The sequence below is a fragment of the Ensifer sp. Root31 genome (genome assembly GCF_001424825.1).
GTDB classification, from domain to species: domain Bacteria; phylum Pseudomonadota; class Alphaproteobacteria; order Rhizobiales; family Rhizobiaceae; genus Ensifer; species Ensifer canadensis.
This window is the reverse complement of record NZ_LMCO01000034.1, coordinates 277445-293319: the sequence shown is the minus strand read 5'-3', so window position 1 is coordinate 293319 and position 15875 is coordinate 277445. Positions and strand designations below refer to the sequence as shown.

At 62.3% G+C, this 15875-nt stretch carries 15 protein-coding genes; 9 read left to right on the top strand and 6 right to left on the bottom strand.

Annotated features, from left to right (window positions below):
• Positions 1-3: 3 nt before the first annotated feature.
• Positions 4-252: a DUF1127 domain-containing protein gene (locus tag ASD00_RS25910; protein WP_057210012.1), complete on the bottom strand. Its 249-nt coding sequence runs from the start codon at positions 250-252 to the stop codon at positions 4-6.
• Positions 253-459: 207 nt separating this feature from the next.
• Here ASD00_RS25910 and ASD00_RS25905 point away from each other — a divergent pair, with 207 nt between their 5' ends.
• Positions 460-705: a hypothetical protein gene (locus ASD00_RS25905; RefSeq protein WP_025429423.1), complete on the top strand. Its 246-nt coding sequence runs from the start codon at positions 460-462 to the stop codon at positions 703-705.
• 28 nt (positions 706-733) lie between these two features.
• Here ASD00_RS25905 and ASD00_RS25900 read toward each other — a convergent pair whose 3' ends face one another.
• Positions 734-1177 (bottom strand): hypothetical protein, encoded by a 444-nt coding sequence (locus ASD00_RS25900; RefSeq protein ID WP_057210010.1) that lies wholly within the window; start codon positions 1175-1177, stop codon positions 734-736.
• 620 nt (positions 1178-1797) lie between these two features.
• On the opposite strand from ASD00_RS25900, the gene ASD00_RS39255 reads away from it, so the two are divergent.
• Together ASD00_RS39255 and ASD00_RS39245 are read left to right on the top strand one after the other, a co-directional pair.
• Complete coding sequence (locus ASD00_RS39255) at positions 1798-2592, top strand: hypothetical protein (RefSeq protein ID WP_156585789.1); 795 nt, start codon at positions 1798-1800, stop codon at positions 2590-2592.
• A 27-nt stretch (positions 2593-2619) separates the two neighbouring features.
• Entirely contained in the window at positions 2620-3405 is a 786-nt protein-coding gene (locus ASD00_RS39245) for a hypothetical protein (RefSeq protein ID WP_156585787.1), read from the top strand.
• 31 nt (positions 3406-3436) lie between these two features.
• Here ASD00_RS39245 and ASD00_RS25880 read toward each other — a convergent pair whose 3' ends face one another.
• A complete protein-coding gene (locus ASD00_RS25880) occupies positions 3437-4912 on the bottom strand; it encodes an MFS transporter (RefSeq protein WP_025429421.1) in 1476 nt (491 codons plus the stop codon).
• Between the two features lie 130 nt (positions 4913-5042).
• On the opposite strand from ASD00_RS25880, the gene ASD00_RS25875 reads away from it, so the two are divergent.
• A complete protein-coding gene (locus ASD00_RS25875) occupies positions 5043-5948 on the top strand; it encodes a LysR family transcriptional regulator (RefSeq protein WP_025429420.1) in 906 nt (301 codons plus the stop codon).
• 171 nt (positions 5949-6119) lie between these two features.
• Entirely contained in the window at positions 6120-8189 is a 2070-nt protein-coding gene (locus ASD00_RS25870; RefSeq protein WP_057210002.1) for a prolyl oligopeptidase family serine peptidase, read from the top strand.
• 25 nt (positions 8190-8214) lie between these two features.
• Here ASD00_RS25870 and ASD00_RS25865 read toward each other — a convergent pair whose 3' ends face one another.
• Together ASD00_RS25865 and ASD00_RS25860 are read right to left on the bottom strand one after the other, a co-directional pair.
• Positions 8215-8892 carry a hypothetical protein gene (locus ASD00_RS25865; protein ID WP_057210000.1) on the bottom strand — a complete coding sequence of 226 codons (678 nt, stop codon included), beginning with the start codon at positions 8890-8892 and terminating at the stop codon, positions 8215-8217.
• A 153-nt stretch (positions 8893-9045) separates the two neighbouring features.
• Complete coding sequence (locus ASD00_RS25860) at positions 9046-9951, bottom strand: LysR family transcriptional regulator (protein WP_025429417.1); 906 nt, start codon at positions 9949-9951, stop codon at positions 9046-9048.
• Positions 9952-10052: 101 nt separating this feature from the next.
• Between ASD00_RS25860 and ASD00_RS25855 the strand changes: the two genes are divergently transcribed.
• From ASD00_RS25855 to ASD00_RS25845, 3 genes are all read left to right on the top strand, one after another.
• The gene (locus ASD00_RS25855) at positions 10053-10760 is read left to right on the top strand and encodes a type 1 glutamine amidotransferase domain-containing protein (RefSeq protein ID WP_057209998.1); all 708 of its coding nucleotides are present in this window, start codon (positions 10053-10055) and stop codon (positions 10758-10760) included.
• Positions 10761-10801: 41 nt separating this feature from the next.
• Positions 10802-11641: a type 1 glutamine amidotransferase domain-containing protein gene (locus ASD00_RS25850; protein ID WP_025429415.1), complete on the top strand. Its 840-nt coding sequence runs from the start codon at positions 10802-10804 to the stop codon at positions 11639-11641.
• 230 nt (positions 11642-11871) lie between these two features.
• Positions 11872-12735, top strand: coding sequence for an alpha/beta hydrolase (locus tag ASD00_RS25845; protein ID WP_057209997.1), 864 nt, complete (start codon positions 11872-11874; stop codon positions 12733-12735).
• Positions 12736-12829: 94 nt separating this feature from the next.
• Here the strand turns inward: ASD00_RS25845 and ASD00_RS25840 are convergent, their stop codons facing one another.
• Positions 12830-14524, bottom strand: coding sequence for a GMC family oxidoreductase N-terminal domain-containing protein (locus tag ASD00_RS25840; protein ID WP_057209995.1), 1695 nt, complete (start codon positions 14522-14524; stop codon positions 12830-12832).
• Positions 14525-14723: 199 nt separating this feature from the next.
• Between ASD00_RS25840 and ASD00_RS25835 the strand changes: the two genes are divergently transcribed.
• Entirely contained in the window at positions 14724-15659 is a 936-nt protein-coding gene (locus ASD00_RS25835) for a LysR family transcriptional regulator (protein ID WP_057209994.1), read from the top strand.
• Positions 15660-15875: the final 216 nt, after the last annotated feature.

Below are 15875 nucleotides of genomic sequence, written 5' to 3'. Positions count from 1 at the left end.
GTCCTATTCGTCGCGTTTGTAGAAATCGTTATAGGCGGCCCCGCGCGACAGGCCAATATCCTTCAGCTGATGATCGGAAAGCGCAAGCAGATCCAGGCGCCCGCGCCGCGTCTCCATCCAGCGGGATACCCGCGCAAGCAGCCGCCGGGAAAAGCCATGTGTTTCGAGTGCCGTCGAAAATCGGTCTCGTGGGCCGATCAGGCGAGTGGAGACATAGATCAGGTTGTCATGGGATGAAGCTGTGTCCGCCATCGGATCATCTCCTGTCATTCGTTTCCGATGATGGCAGGATGACGCGTCGTGGCCGCCGCCGCTGTCAGATTATTTAGCAATCGATGGGGGCTCGCCTTGGCATTTGGCGACCGGCGTCTCGAAATACCAAGGTCGCTGCAAGGATAGGACCTTGGTCGCTTTGCAGGCCCTTGCCGCGGCGCTATTCTTCGCCCCGGAGGATCGGTCATGACCAAAATCGCTGTGCCGCTCGTCAGTCATGGACACCCGGATCGGGAGCCGGATTGCGAGAGCGCGGTTGAAGGTGCCTTCCTGGAACTGGTCGACCGTGCGGAGGCCGCGGGTTGGACTTCCGACGAAATTGCGGACTGTCTCGTCAACCTGTCGCACAAGCATCGCACGACGCTTAACGAGGACCTCCACATTCTCGAAGAGATGGCATCCTCGCAGCTGCTCTCGAGAAAACGTCACTAACACCCGTAGTCTTTAAGCATCCATGGCTTCAGGCAGACACGAATTTTCCGTCGTAGCGCACGCGGAAATTGCGGCGTTGGGCATCTTCCTGGAAGCAAAGGAACACGAGTTCGAGATCGTTCGCGCTGCTGCGTCGTCCAAGCAGGCTGAGCGTGATCACAATCACGCCACCATAGGCCCGCGTCAGGTCGATGGCGGCTCTTCGAATTTCATTGGTGCCGACGTCGTCCCGGCCTTCACGCCGTTCGTAAACCTGCCAGAAACGTGCCGCCTCCCAGGCCGAACGCAGTGCTTCGGTTATCTGATCCTTGAACTCATCTGCCGACCTGCCCTTGCTCCATGAAACGGTCTGCTCGGTGTGATCGCCAAAGATGTCGAGATAGCCGTCATAGTCGTCCGGATCGGAAAAACATTGCTCGATCATCCCGAATGCCACGTCATCGGAAACCGCTGCCTTGAAGTATATCGTCATCGAATCGCCAACCCTGCCTTGAGCGCCTATGTTGTCAAAGCGTCGGCGGCGTATCTAGTCCCCCCGCGCGTCTGATCGGTGCTGCGCCAACGATTATCATTTCGCCGCAGTGACTTGAGCACGATTGATGCCGCGCCTCCTGACAGCCTATCCTTTGAAGAAGTCGAGAATTCCGGGAGTTGGGTGATCACCAAGCCGCAACGGTGTCGGCTGATCGCATCGCGCACGTCGAGCGATTTCATTTATATGAGTATTGCCTTATATTAATGGGGCGTGCTATTCTCGATTTCATTCTTGACTGGCGCAACCAACATTCTCATTTCGCTCTATGACGCACGATCTCAACGATCGTGCCCGCAGAGCCATTCGTTTCGATACTCCTATTTGCAGCATAGAAATTTGTTCAGTCCGGCGCAGCACGGAGATGCAAGGCAGGATCGGGTGAGATCCCTCCGCTCTTAACCTCCGGCGCACAAACGGTCGGAAGGAGGTGCTTTTCTTTGCTCGGCACGGCATTTCCACGCGAAGTGTTTTGGCGTTCAATGGTCTTCGTCTGGCTGTTGATTGGGCTGATGGCCCCGGCCGTAGCGGCTCGCGCATCACAGCCGGAAGGCGCGGAGATGCAATTTTTCGTGGTTCGCAGCGGCCAGACCGGGTGCGAGCCGACCTGCCCGGAGTGGATATCGGCCGAGGGCACGATCGTTGACGAAACCCCGGCGCTCTTCAAGAAACTGCTCAAGTCCATCGGCACCCGTCGCCTGCCGATCGTCGTAACGTCGCCCGGCGGAGATGTCGATGCTGCGCTTGCGATCGGGCGGATGATCAGAACGCGAAAACTTGAAGCGGCGGTCGGTAAGACCCGCTTCATCGGTTGTCAGCCGGAGCAACAGGGTTGCCGTGACAATGACGGCAAGGGCGCGCGCCATATCGGCATCGCCTATTCTGGCGAAGCCTATTGCAACTCGGCCTGCCCGCTGATGCTTGCTGGCGGCACCGGACGCGTTGTCGGCGAGTGGGCGTTCCTGGGCGTGCACCAGATCACCACAACCTACGTCCAGATCGAGACGCAGTATCGGGCGAAGTATCGCGTCGTGAACGGCAAGAAGAAGATAACCAGCAAGACGGTCGTCAGTCGCAGGAATGTCGGCGGCTACAAGACCTATGAAATGAACAAGGCGACCGAGCGCAAGCTGGCGGCCTATCTCGCGGAAATGGGTGTCGGTCGTGCCGTCATCGATCTGATGAAGATCACGCCCGCCGCCGACATTCGCAAGATCGAGCCCGTTGCGATGCTGGAGATGAAGCTGACGACGAAGTTGGGCGGGGTCGAACTGCTGACGTCGGTCGAGGCTTGCAGGACGGTGCCGGCGGCCGCCAATTGCCGGGTATTCGTGATGTCGGACCTTGAGCGTTAGACCCGCGGATCGTGGCTGGAGATCAGGATGTCTGTATGGAGTCCGCGTGCCGACAAGAGGTTGTCCCGCCTGAGGCGGGCGGCGCTGCTGATTTGTCTCGCGGCCACCTCAAGCATGTTGATCCCACAGTCGGCAAAAACGGCAGAGCAGCAGATGCGGTTCGTCGTCGTGCGCTCGAACCAGGCCGATTGCGAGCCGACATGCACGGAATGGATATCCGCCGAGGGCATGATCGGCCCGAAAACACCGACTTTGCTGAAGGCGACGTTAAGGACGCTCGGTGGCCGCAAGCTGCCATTGGTCCTTGCATCGCCTGGTGGTGACATGGCCGCTGCCATGGCGATCGGCCGCCTCGTCCGCAGGAATGGGCTGAGTGTGGCTGTCGGCAGGACCGTTTTTGCCGGATGCCAGCCGGATCAGGAGGGGTGTACGGAAAACGATAACAGAGGGGCAGACTATGTCGGCGCGGCGGTTTCGCGTGGACGCTGCGCGCAGGCATGCACTCTGGTTCTGGCGGCCGGGGTGCGACGGCTCGCCGGAGATGGAACGGCGATCGAGGCTATTCCGATCGTCGCTGCAAGCGAGGCCGGCACCAAAAAGCTGGCGGCGTATTACGGCGAAATGGGCGTGCGATACCAGGTCCTTGTCGATGGCCCGCGCAACGAGGACGGTAATCTCGGTCGCTGGCAACTGTTCAAGGCGCTTCTGGTGACGAGCACGCTCGCGGTCGATCAACTGGTCGATGCGCAGATTTGCCGGGGCACGCCTGCGCCCAACAATTGCCGGGTATTCACCACGATGGATCTGGAATAGAAGCCGGCAAGGCGCTGGACTTTCACCACCGTCAGCGCTCCCGTGCGTCGTTCGGCAACGCCAAGCGAGCCACGAGCACGCGACCCGCAAGAGCGATGACGACCGCCAGGAGAATGAGGCCCGCCGCGACAGCGAAGGTGACCCGCATGCCTGACGCGACGGCCTCGGTTGGTGCCGTGGCGATGTCGGATGCCGCCGATGCCAAGGCGAAGACGGCGCCCATGACGGATGCGCCGGTGACGAGCCCCAGGTTGCGCGACAGGTTGAGCATGCCCGAGATGACGCCGCGGCGATCCGGCGGCACGTCCGCCATGACGGCGGTGTTGTTGGCCGCCTGGAAGAGAGCATAGCCGGCGGTGACGACGACGATGGGCGCGAGGTAGCCCGGGATGGCGAATGTTGCCGGCAGGATGGAGAGTGCTGCGGCGCCGGCCGCGATTGCCGCAAGTCCGGCCATCATCACCGGTCGCGCGCCGAACCGGTCGACGAAGCGGCCCGCCGGTATGCCGCTCAATGCCGCCACCACCGGACCGACCGACATCACCAGCCCAATCGCTGCCGGATCGAGGCCAAGGGCGCGCGTGAGATAGAAGGGACCGACAACCAAAGTCGTCATCATCACCGTCGAGACCAGCGCATTGCTGATCAGGCTCGTGCTCAAGGCCGGATCGCCAAACATCGCCAAGTGTATCAACGGGGATGCGACCTTCGTTTCGACCATTGCAAAAGCCGCGACGCCCAGGGCCACGGCCAGCAGCAGAACGATATTGAGCGGGCCGAATTGGCCGCGGCCGATGGTCATGGCAAGCGCGTAGGCCGCCAGCGTCAATGCCAGCACGACGGTGCCTGGCACATCGAAGCGGGCAGGGGTGGGCGTCGTCCCTTGGCGGTCGGCAGGCAGATGGCGATGCGCAAGCACATATGTGAGGAAACCGAGCGGCACATTGACGAGGAAAAGTGCGCGCCAGCCGAAGCCGGTGATCAGCGCGCCGCCGAGCGATGGCCCGAGCGCAGTGCCGATCGCGGACATCATTCCGAGCAGCCCCATGGCGCTGCCGGTGCGTGCCTTCGGCACCGTCTCGGCGACGAAAGCCATGGTCAGTGCCATCATGATTGCCGCGCCGAGCCCCTGCGCCGCGCGGGCGGTTATCAGCAGCCAGAGCGTCGGGGCGAAGCCGCTTAGGCCCGAGGCAAGCGTAAAGAATGCGACGCCACCGAGCAGCAGTCGGCGTCGGCCGACGATGTCGCCGAGCCGGCCGACGCCGACGATCAACGCGGTGATGGCGAGCAGATAGGCAAGCACCACCCATTGCACGTCCTGGAACGGCGCATCAAAGGTGCTGGCCAGCGTCGGCAGGCCGACATTGGCGATGCTGGTGCCAAGCGCCGACAACAACATGGAGAGCGACAGGCTGGCCAGCGCCCATCGGACCGAACGCGTCCGTCCAATGGCTCCGACATTTGGCTCGGCGGGTACTGCAATATCGCGCTTCAAGACAAGCTCCATCTGTTGGCAATCTCCGAAATGGAGCTGCCAGAAGCCTAGGCGTCTGCGTGACATGGCGGAAGGCGCATGATTTGCACTTTATTCATGCATCAGGCGCCACATCCCGATCAAACTGCGCTATACCAAGCGAATGTCGAAACCCGATCTCAATCTGCTGGTCACCCTCGATGTTCTGCTTGCGGAAGGCAGCGTCGCGCGCGCCGCCGAGCGTCTGCGGCTCAGCCCTTCGGCGATGAGCCGGGCGCTTGCTCGGCTCAGGGCGGTGACGGGCGATCCGATTCTGGTGCGCGCCGGGCGCGGCCTCGTTCCGACACCGCGGGCACTGGAACTGCGCGAGCGTGTCGGTCAACTCGTCGATGAAGCCGAAGCGGTCCTGCGCCCGGCCGAAATGCTCGAGGTCGGCCAGCTCACGCGCACCTTCACGATTAGGACGAGTGAGGGGTTCGTGGAGAATTTCGGTCCGGACCTTCTCAGGCGCATCGGCGATGAAGCGCCCGGCGTCCGCCTGCGCTTTCTGCCAAAGCCGAACAAGGAAAGCGGCGCGTTGCGCGACGGCAGCGTCGATCTGGAAACCGGTGTGATCGGGCCTGCGACCGGCCCCGAAGTGCAAACGCAGGCGCTGTTCCGGGATCGCTTCATCGGTGTCGTGCGCCGGGAGCACCCCTTGAGCCTCGGCCCGCTGACCGCAGCCGGCTATGCCGGCGGCCGGCATGTGCTCGTCTCCCGGCGTGGTCTCGACAGGGGGCCGATCGACGACGCCCTGGAAAAGCTTGGGCTCAAGCGACAGATCGTCACCACGGTCGGGGGCTTCTCGGCGGCGCTCGCACTTGCGCGCGGATCGGACCTTATCGCCAGCGTCCCTGAACGGCATACGGGAAACCTGCGCGCCGGCATGCACAGTTTCCCTCTGCCAGTTCCGGTGCCTGAGGTTACCGTCTCAATGCTCTGGCACCCGCGGCTTGATGCCGATCCGGCGCACCGTTGGCTCCGTGCCTGCGTTCGCGAGGTCTGCCTGGCCCAGCTTGCCGATCGGTAAACAACTGCGTTGGGATCACAGGACTTTCAAAGTGGCCTATCGGCAAGCCGCGCCTCCCCAACATGGCCACGCCGCTAATCGACCTTTGGCATTGCAAAGCCAGGTGATGAGACAACATATACCGCTGCTACACGTCCCGATTGCCTCGCTGATATTGTCGCTGGAGATTTCATGACCAAGTCCGTTGCCCCTCAGCTTTCGACACCTGCCGAAGACCCGCTGCTTTGGCTGGAGGATAGGACATCCAAGCCCGCGCTCGACTGGGTGCATCGCCAGAACGGGCTGACGAAAGAGAGGCTGCAAGGCGATCCTTCCTATCAGGCGCGGTTCGAAACGGCGCTGGAGCTGATGACCGCAGAGGACAACATCGCCGTCGGCTATGAACTGCGCGGCCATGTCTACAATTTCTGGCAGGACAAGGCCAACGTGCTTGGCCTCTGGCGCCGCACCACTGTGGCTTCCTACAAGACCGAAAAGCCGGATTGGCAAACGATCATCGACTTCGACGCGCTTTCGCAAAAGGAAGGCGTCAAATGGGTGTTCAGCGGCGCGCGCCGCCTCTATCCGGATTTCGACCGTTGCCTCCTGAGCCTGTCGCCCGATGGCGGCGACGCCAGCGAGATGCGCGAGTTCGACATCGAAACCGACAGCTTTGTCGAGGGCGGGTTCCGTGCACCCGTTTCGAAATCAAATTTCAGCTGGCTCGACATCAACACGGTCATCGTTGCGGCCGCCTTCGAGGAGGAAGAACGCACGCAATCCGGCTATCCGCGCGTCGTGAAGCTGTGGAAGCGGGGCACGGATCTCAGCGAGGCGGTGCCGATCTTCGAAGGGCAGGTCGAGGATCTTGCTGTCGGCGGCTCGCTCGAATTCGATGGCGACGCGCAGTACCTGCTGCTGACAAGGACGATCGATTTCTATTCCGGCCATCATTTCGTCAGGCTGGCTTCGGGAGAAAAACGGCGGCTACCGCTGCCGGACGACGTCGCCGACATCGCAATTCTGAAAGGCCAGATCGTCTTCGCGGTGCGCAGCGTCTGGTCCGCGCCCGGTGGCGTGGCATGTCTGCCGGACGGGCTCTACGCCTTCGATTTCAAGCGCTGGCTGGAAACGGGTGAACTCGGCGCCATCGAAACGGTGCTGCCGCCCGCAGAGCGTGTTTCGATTGCGCATGTCGCCAGCACGCGCGACCGCCTGTTCATCAGCCTGATGGACAATGTGCGCGGCCGCGTGGTGTTTGCCGAACGCGGCGAAGGGGGGTGGTCGCTCACACCGCTCGCTCTGCCCGAAAACGGCAATGTCGGCATCAGCCATATCAATCAGTTCGGCTCAAGCGTCTCGTTCTCCTTCACCGATTTTCTGACGCCGAGCTCGATCATCTGGTCTGACGATGACGGCGAGACGCTGGCGACAGTCAAGGCGCAGCCGGCGCGTTTCGATGCGTCAGAGCTGATATCGGAGCAGTTCGAGGCACGCTCGAGGGATGGCACCCTCGTTCCCTATTTTGTCGTTCGGCGTCGCGACCAGCAAAAGCCGGTGCCGGCATTGCTCTACGGCTATGGCGGCTTCGAAGTCCCGCTTCTGCCCGGCTACGCCGGCGTACGCGGCAAGCTCTGGCTTGAAAAGGGCTACGCCTATGTCCAGGCCAACATCCGTGGTGGCGGCGAGTTCGGTCCGCGATGGCATCAGGCAGCACTTAAGGACAAGCGGCAGAACGCGTTCGACGATTTTGCCGCCGTTGCCGAAGATCTGGTGCGGCGCGGGATTTCGACCCCTGCCATGCTCGGCATTCAAGGTGGGTCGAACGGCGGCTTGCTGACGGGCGTTTCCCTGACCCAGCGGCCCGAGCTTTTCGGTGCGGTGCTCATTGAAGTGCCGTTGCTCGACATGCTGCGCTATACGGAATTGCCGCCCGGAGCATCCTGGATGGCCGAATATGGCGATCCGTCCAAGCCCGAGGAAGCGGCCTGGCTGGCGACCTATTCTCCCTACCAACACGTCGCTGATGACGCCGATTATCCACCGGTGCTGCTTACGACGTCGACCGCCGACGACCGGGTGCATCCCGGCCACGCACGCAAGATGGCAGCACGGCTGCAGGCCGCCGGCCATGCCAACGCGCTGTTCTTCGAGGAAACGGAAGGCGGCCACGGCGGGCGCGGCGACCGCCGGATCCAGGCGGCCCAGACGGCAATGAAGTACATCTTCCTGGAGCAGGCATTGAGCGGCGGAACGAAGTGACCACGGCTCAGCCCATTGCTGGCTGCTATCCGATCGCCGGACGTTGCAACGCCCCGCCATGACGCAGCGCCTGGTGGCTGATGGTGACGAGATAGGCGCTCAGGAACAGGATGCCGACCAGCTTGAAAGCCTCCTCGACGAAGGTGGCCCCGCCGACATGGATCGGGGCCATATCGGCGGCGAAGGACAGGCCCATCGACAGGACCGAGCCGACGAGCAGCAGTCGCGGCGTTGCTGCCCGAACCGTGTAGGCGCAGTAGCACAGGGCGCAAAGCACGAGCATGTGCGGCACGAGGACGACTTCTTCCGGGATGCCCGTGGTCGCGACCGCCTCATGCAGCATGAGGAAATCGTCGATACCCATCAGGGCTGCAAAGAGCCCACCGGCAAGCAGCGTTCGCCTGAGAGGCGTGGTCCCTTCGGCCCTTGTCGCCGCAAAAGCCTGAAGAGCTGCGGCCGCGCCGACGATCCAGAAGATAACCCCGATATTCGAGACGATGCCGAAATAGCCGGGGTTGCGGGCGATGGCGTTCGGGTCGCGCACGAGGTCGTAATAGTCGATGCCGAAGACCCGGTCGGCGACCACAAGGGACGCGAGAATGGCGACGGAAACGAGGATGACGGCGATGATCGTGCCGGCTTCCGATCGATGCCATCTGCCGGCCTCGGCCGGCGGCGAATGCGTCTGTGCCTTGGCATTCATGGCGTCTCGTCCTCGCATTGTTGTGGCAAATCGGAACTGAACGCGGGCGATCCGGCCCTTTGTTTGTGACAGTTTTGTGACTTTGGGTGTGTCTGGGAAGATGTGGTCGGATAAATTGTATTGGACCGCGCAACGCCCCGAACACTTTCGCCGTCAGCTTTGCCGTTCGCCCAAGACGTCGATCAGTGCGCGGGACGCGGCGGAAAGCCGGCGATTGGGAGCGTAGACGATCGAGATCGATCGCGTTCGCCCGTTCAGCTGCGGCAGCAGCTCGATTAGTCTCCCCTGCCGGATGGAGCGCTCGACGACAAAATCATAGGTCTGGCAAATGCCGGCGCCTTGCTCGGCCATCGACACCACGCCGAGCACGTCATCGCTCACCTGAAGCCCGCCGGATGAGGGCGCCCAGTCGAGATCCTGGCCGTTGTCATGGAACATCCAGGGCGCGAACCTACCGGTGCTCGGCATGACGAAGGGCACGCAGTCGTGACGATCGAGATCGGCGATGCTCTGAGGGGTACCGCGACGGGCGACATAGTCGGGCGCGGCGACAAGGCACATCGCCCCGTCCTCGATCTTGCGGGCAACAAGGCCACTGTCCGGCAACTGACCCATGCGGATGGCGAGATCGAAGCCTTCGGCAACCAGGTCGACGTTGCGGTTGGTAATGTTGAGCTCGACCTCGACCTTGGGATGGAGCGCGCGGAACCGGCAGAGTTGCGGCGGCAGGCGGAAGTGCCCGTATGTGGTCGGCACGCTGAGGCGGATGCGGCCGGCGATCTGGCCGCTGCCGCCCTGAATCGCGCGCTCGGCGTCGTCGATGGTCGAGAAGGCGGAGCGCGCCTGGTCGAGAAAATGCTGTCCGTCGTGGGTGAGACCGATGCGCCTCGTGGTGCGGCGCAGGAGCTGGCTGCCGAGCCGCGCTTCAAGCCTCGAGATGGCGCGGCTGACGACGGAGGGTGTCGTACCAAGGGCGATGGCGCCGGCCGTCAACGAGCCGTGCTCGGCCACCGCCACGAACACTTCGACATCGGCGAGGTAATCGAAACGACGGGGCATCTTTGTCTCCGGAGAACAAATGAATTGAAGTTGAGATCATTTATCGCCTCCGGTGGGGATAATAAAGTCCTGCCAGACCAGCGAAACCAAGAGGTGATCTGATGCCGGCTTCTGACCAAGGGCTGACAAAGCCCGTACTGTTCGTATTGACGAGCCACGCCACCAAGGGAAAGACGGGTGAGCCGACCGGGTATTTTCTCGGCGAGGTCACGCACCCGCTTGCCGTGCTCGAGGCGGCGGGCATCTCGGTAGAGTTCGCCTCGGTGGCAGGCGGTGAGCCGCCGGTCGACGGTCTCGACCTCAAGGACGAGATCAATGCACGCTATTGGGCCGATCCGCGCTTTCGCGCTGCTGTCGCGGCGACAACGCGCATCGCCGATATCGTCCCGTCCCGCTATCAGGCGATCTTCTTTGCCGGCGGCCACGGAACCATGTGGGACTTTCCCGAAAGCCTCGAGGCGCAAGCCGCGATCCGCGAGATCTATGAGGCGGGAGGCGTGGTCGGAGCCGTCTGCCACGGTCCCTCGGCGCTCTTGAACGCAAAGCTCAGTGACGGCCGTTATTTGGTCGCGGGCCGGAATGTCAGTGTCTTTACCGATGATGAGGAGCGCGCCGTCGGTCTCGAAGACGTCGTGCCGTTCCTGTTGGCAAGCACGCTTTCGGCGCGCGGCGCCCGCCACCAACCCGCTCCCGACTGGACGTCCAATGTCGTGGTGGATGGACGGCTGGTGACCGGCCAAAACCCGCAATCGGCCCATGGCGTCGGCGAAGCCATGCGCGATCTGCTGCTTGCCGGCCAGACAAACTGACGCAGCTTCCGACTTAGAAAGTGACAATCATGACCAACCCGATGAAATGGCTGCGTGGCCTTGCTGCCGCGCTCGCGCTCACCTTTGCAACTGCCGACGCAAATGCCGCAAAGGTTCTTGTGGTGCTTTCCGGCTCCGACCATCTCGATCTCAAGGACGGCAAGTTATTCCCGACTGGCTTTTATCTCAATGAATTGATGCAGCCGGTGAAGCTACTGCTGGAGGCCGGCCACGAGATCACCTTCGCCACGCCTGGGGGGCAAGTGCCGACGGTCGACAGGACATCCGTGGACCCGGCCTATTTCGGCGGCAGTGCCGATCAGATGAAAGTCTATCAGGGCCTGCTCGACGAACTGGCCATCACCTCGCCGGAAAAATCGCCGGTGATCGGTCTCGCTCGCGTCGCTCAGATCGGCTATGCGACCTTCGATGCCGTCTACATCCCCGGCGGCCACGCGCCGATGCAGGATCTACTGCACGACAGGCAGCTTGGGCAGCTGCTCGCCTATTTCCACGAGAACGGCAAGATCACGGCTTTGGTTTGCCACGGCCCGATCGCGCTGCTTTCGACACTGGCGGAGGCAAAGGCATTTACGGACCAGCTCGAAGCCTCGCAACAGCCCGATCGGCCCGCATGGATCTATTCGGGCTATCGCATGACCGTCATCAGCAACCTGGAGGAGGAACTTGCCAGGGGCCTGCTCGATGGCGGTGCGATGAAGTTCTATCCGCAGACGGCGCTCGAAGCGGCGGGTGGAAAATATGAGAGCAACGCGGCGCCCTGGCAGGCAAATGTGGTGGTCGACCGCGAATTGATCACCGGGCAAAATCCGGCCTCTGCCTTGCAGGTTGGTGAAATGCTTGTCGAACGGCTGAAATAACGCCGGCATCGTCATGAACGGAAAGTTGACCTCGCCATCCCTAGGGGACGGCGAGGTTTTTCGGTGCCGTCGAACCATGCGTCCTCAACCCAAGCCGCTCCCCATTAAGGACCGTTTGACGCTCGCGTGCGATTGCGACAAAAAAATGCAAGGCGATGTCGGCTCGCGAAGATTTCGCTCGTCTTATTGTCAGCGTTGCGAAAACGCGTGAAACCGCGAGGAAAGAGATGATGTTTCGTACTGCCCTTATCGCAGCAGCCTTGCTCATTGCCGGGCCGGCACTTGCCGATGGCCAGCCGGTTGGCGAGCGGGTCGAAGTCAACGGCATGAAGATGTATTACGAAGTGTCCGGCGAGGGCGAGCCGCTCATCGTCCTGCACGGCGCCTATATGAATATTCCGTCCATGGGGGCGATCATTCCCAAGCTCGCCGAGACCAACAAGGTCTACGCGATCGAGTTCCAGGGGCATGGGCGCACCACCGACTTCGACCGGCCGATCACCTATCCGAACCTGGCCGACGACGTGGCGGCGTTCATGGATGCCGTCGGCGTCAAGAAGGCGGATGTATTCGGCTACTCCATGGGCGCGGCCGCCGGGCTGCAGCTCGCCATCCGCCATCCGGACAAGGTCAACAAGCTGGCGGCGGCTTCCGTCGGCTATGATGCCGAGGGCTGGCAACCGGAATTCAAGGCATTCATCCCGCAGATGACGGTGGAGATGTTCGTCGGCATGCCGTTTGCGGACGACTACCGCAAGCTCGCCGCCAATCCGGATGGCTTCCCGGCGCTCGTCGCCAAGCTGATCGCGCTCGAGAAAGAGCCGATGGCGTGGAAAAAGGATGTGAAGGCATTGAAGACCCCGGTGCTGATGATCGCCGGCGATGCCGATGTCGCGACACTGGAACATACAGTGGCGATGTTCCGGCTGCTCGGTGGCGGCGGCATGGGCGACATGGGCAAACCGCTGCCGGCTTCGCGCCTTGCCATCCTGCCGGCGACCTCGCACACCGCCGTCATCGGCCAGCCGGAGCTGCTGGAGGCCTTGATCGTGCCGTTCTTCAAGGGCGAGACGCCGAAGGGCATGTTCCAGTAGAAATCACCAACCCGCCTCGTCTTCTCAGGCGAGGCCGGTTGGTAATGTGTTGCGTGCAGCTGTCGTCATGGGGGGGCCGTCCGAACGCTCCCGGTTAGGCTCGCCTTTGTGCGTCGCCGATGATCCAGCGCGCGGCTTTCTCCGCGATCATCATTGTCGGCGCGCTGGTGTTGCCGCTGGTAATGGTCGGCATCACGCTGGCATCGACCACCCGCAGTCCCCCAATCCCCCGAACCCGAAGCCGGCTGTCGACGACGGCTAGACCGTCGTCCTTGGCGCCCATCCTGGCGGTGCCGACGGGGTGAAAGATGGTGTTGGCGATATCGCCGGCGAGTTTCGCCAGTTCGCCATCGCTTTGGAACTCGATACCAGGCTTCCACTCGATCGGTTCGTATCGTGCCAGCGCCGGCTGGCTGACGATCGATCGGATCTGCCGGATACTGTCGGCGGCGATCTTGCGGTCTTCGTCCGTGCTCAGATAGTTCGGAGCAATGGCCGGCGCTTGGCCCCGGTCGCGCGACCGGATCCGCACATGGCCGCGGCTCGTCGGGTTGAGATTGCAGACGCTGGCGGTGAAGGCCGGGAAGCTGTGCAGCGGCTCGCCGAAGGCGTCGAGGCTGAGCGGCTGCACGTGATATTCCAGATTGGCATGGGCGCGGTCGGGGTCGGAGCGGGAAAAGGCGCCAAGTTGCGATGGCGACATGCTCATCGGTCCACTGCGCCTCAACACATATTCGAGCCCGATCCGGGCCTTGCCGGCGAGATTGCTCGCCAGCGTGTTCAGCGTCTTGGCATTCCTGACCTTGAAGACGGCGCGGATCTGCAGATGGTCCTGCAGGTTCTCGCCGACGCCGGGCAGGTCATGTTCGACGGAGAGACCCATGGCATGCGACAGCGCGGCCGGCCCGATGCCTGAGAATTGCAGGATTTGCGGCGAGCCTATCGCCCCCGCCGACAGAATGACTTCGCCCGTCGCCCGCACGGTCACCTTGTCGCGGCCGCGATAAAGCGAGACACCGGTACAGCGCTTGGTGCCATCCGCTGTCGTTTCGATCAGCAGCTTTTCGACTTCGGCCTCCGTCCAGACGACCAGGTTGCGGCGATGGCGCACCGGACGCAGGAAGGCCTTGGAGGTGTTCAATCGCCAGCCCGACTTCTGATTGACCTCGAAATAGCCGACGCCCTCGTTGTCGCCGCTGTTGAAATCGGCCGAGCGCGGAATGCCCGCCTGGACCGCGGCCTCGGCGAAGGATTCCAGGATATCCCATTTCAGCCGCTGTTTTTCGATCCGCCATTCGCCGCCGCGGCCATGCATGTCGGAAAACCGGCTGTTGTCGCCGGTGACGGGATCGGCACCATCGTCGAGCCGGTAGTGATCCTCATGGGCCTTGAAATCCTGGAGCGAATTCTCCCAGGACCACTCAAGGTCGTTGGTCTGGGCCGCCCAACTCTCATAGTCGCGCGATTGCCCGCGCATGTAGATCATGCCGTTGATCGACGAGCAGCCGCCAAGCGTCTTGCCGCGCGGATAGCGCAGCGACCGTCCGTTCAAGCCGGCTTCCGGTTCGGTCTTGTAGAGCCAGTCGGTGCGTGGGTTGCCGATGCAATAGAGATAGCCGACGGGGATATGGATCCAGGGATAGTTGTCGCGCCGGCCCGCCTCTATCAGCAGAACCCGTTTGCCGGGGTCGCGGCTGAGGCGGTTGGCAAGCAGGCAGCCGGCCGAGCCGGCGCCGACGACCACATAGTCGAAAACGGCGGCATCAGCAGTTGAGGTGTCGGTCTTCATCGCAGGCACTTTCCAAACACAAGCGAAAGGGCGGTGGGCTGGTCGCGGCGAGCAGGGTCGCGTACCGGCCGAAGATCATCCCACCCTTTATAATTTTTGTCAGCGATCGCGGCATTGCGATCCGCCAGAAGTCAGTAAAAGGCTACCGCATGACGAAATCCAATGATAAATACGCCTGAGTATTATAAGGAATATTTATATGGCTGATCATCTGGATCTGCGATTGTTGCGGGCTTTTGTCACGGTGGCGCGGGAAGGCAACGTCACGCGGGCGTCCGAACTGCTGCATCTGACCCAGCCTGCCGTCAGCCTGCAGGTGAAGCGCCTGTCGCAGGAATTGGGCCTCACCCTGTTCCATCGCACCGCCAACGGGCTCGAATTGACGCGCGACGGCGCGCTGCTGGCGGCCAAGGGCGAGCAGGTGCTGGCGTCGGTGACCGAGTTCCGGCAGACGGCGATGCACCTGACGGCGCAGCTTCGCGGCAAGCTGCGGATCGGAACGATCATCGACCCCGAATTCACGAGGCTGGGTGCCTTTCTCCAAGCCCTGGTCGAAAGCGGGCCGGGTATTGAAACCACCCTTCGCCAGGGTATGAGCGGTGAAGTCGCGATCGGTTTGAAGCGCAACGAACTCGATGTCGGGTTCTTTCTCGGCGACCTCGATGATTTCGGCACGAGCACGGATGTCCGTAGTGCGGAGGCCGAGGCGCAGTTCTTCGTCAAGCCGCTGTCGAGGCTGACCTATCGTGTCGTCGCACCGCCGGCCTTTGCCGGTATCGTCGCAGGAAGGGACTGGAGCGAGCTTGCGGCGCTGCCCTGGATCGGAACGCCGCCGGCCTCCGTTCATCATCGGCTGCTTGCGAGAAAACTCGGCGAACTTAACCTCAAGCAGAACGTCGTCGCCCTCGTCGACCAGGAAGCGTCGATGCTGGCCATGGTTCGCACGGGGCTTGGTCTCAGCCTCTGCCGGGAGTCGATCGCGCTCAGCGAACAGCAGGCAAGCGGCCTCGTCATCGCCGACAGGGTCAAACTCGAAACCACACTCGGCTTCGTCTGTCTTCGGCCCCGACGCACCGATCCCAACGTCGCGCTCGCTTTCGAGGTCATCGACAGGATATGGCGGACGGATCATTGAGGGGCGGGCATGGCGCCCTGGTTTGCGTTCCGGCCGAGTTCCCTTTTGGCTCAGCGCTGCCAGCCGCTCGCTTTGACCATTCGTGGGGGCTCAACTGCTCGGCTTCTGCAGTTCCCTGGGGCACAACGATCCATGCGCGGCTTGCAGGGGTGGAGTGAAGTCTTAGCGCTGCTATCTGCGGGGGTGATCGACTATATATCCCTCATCGAAGTGAAC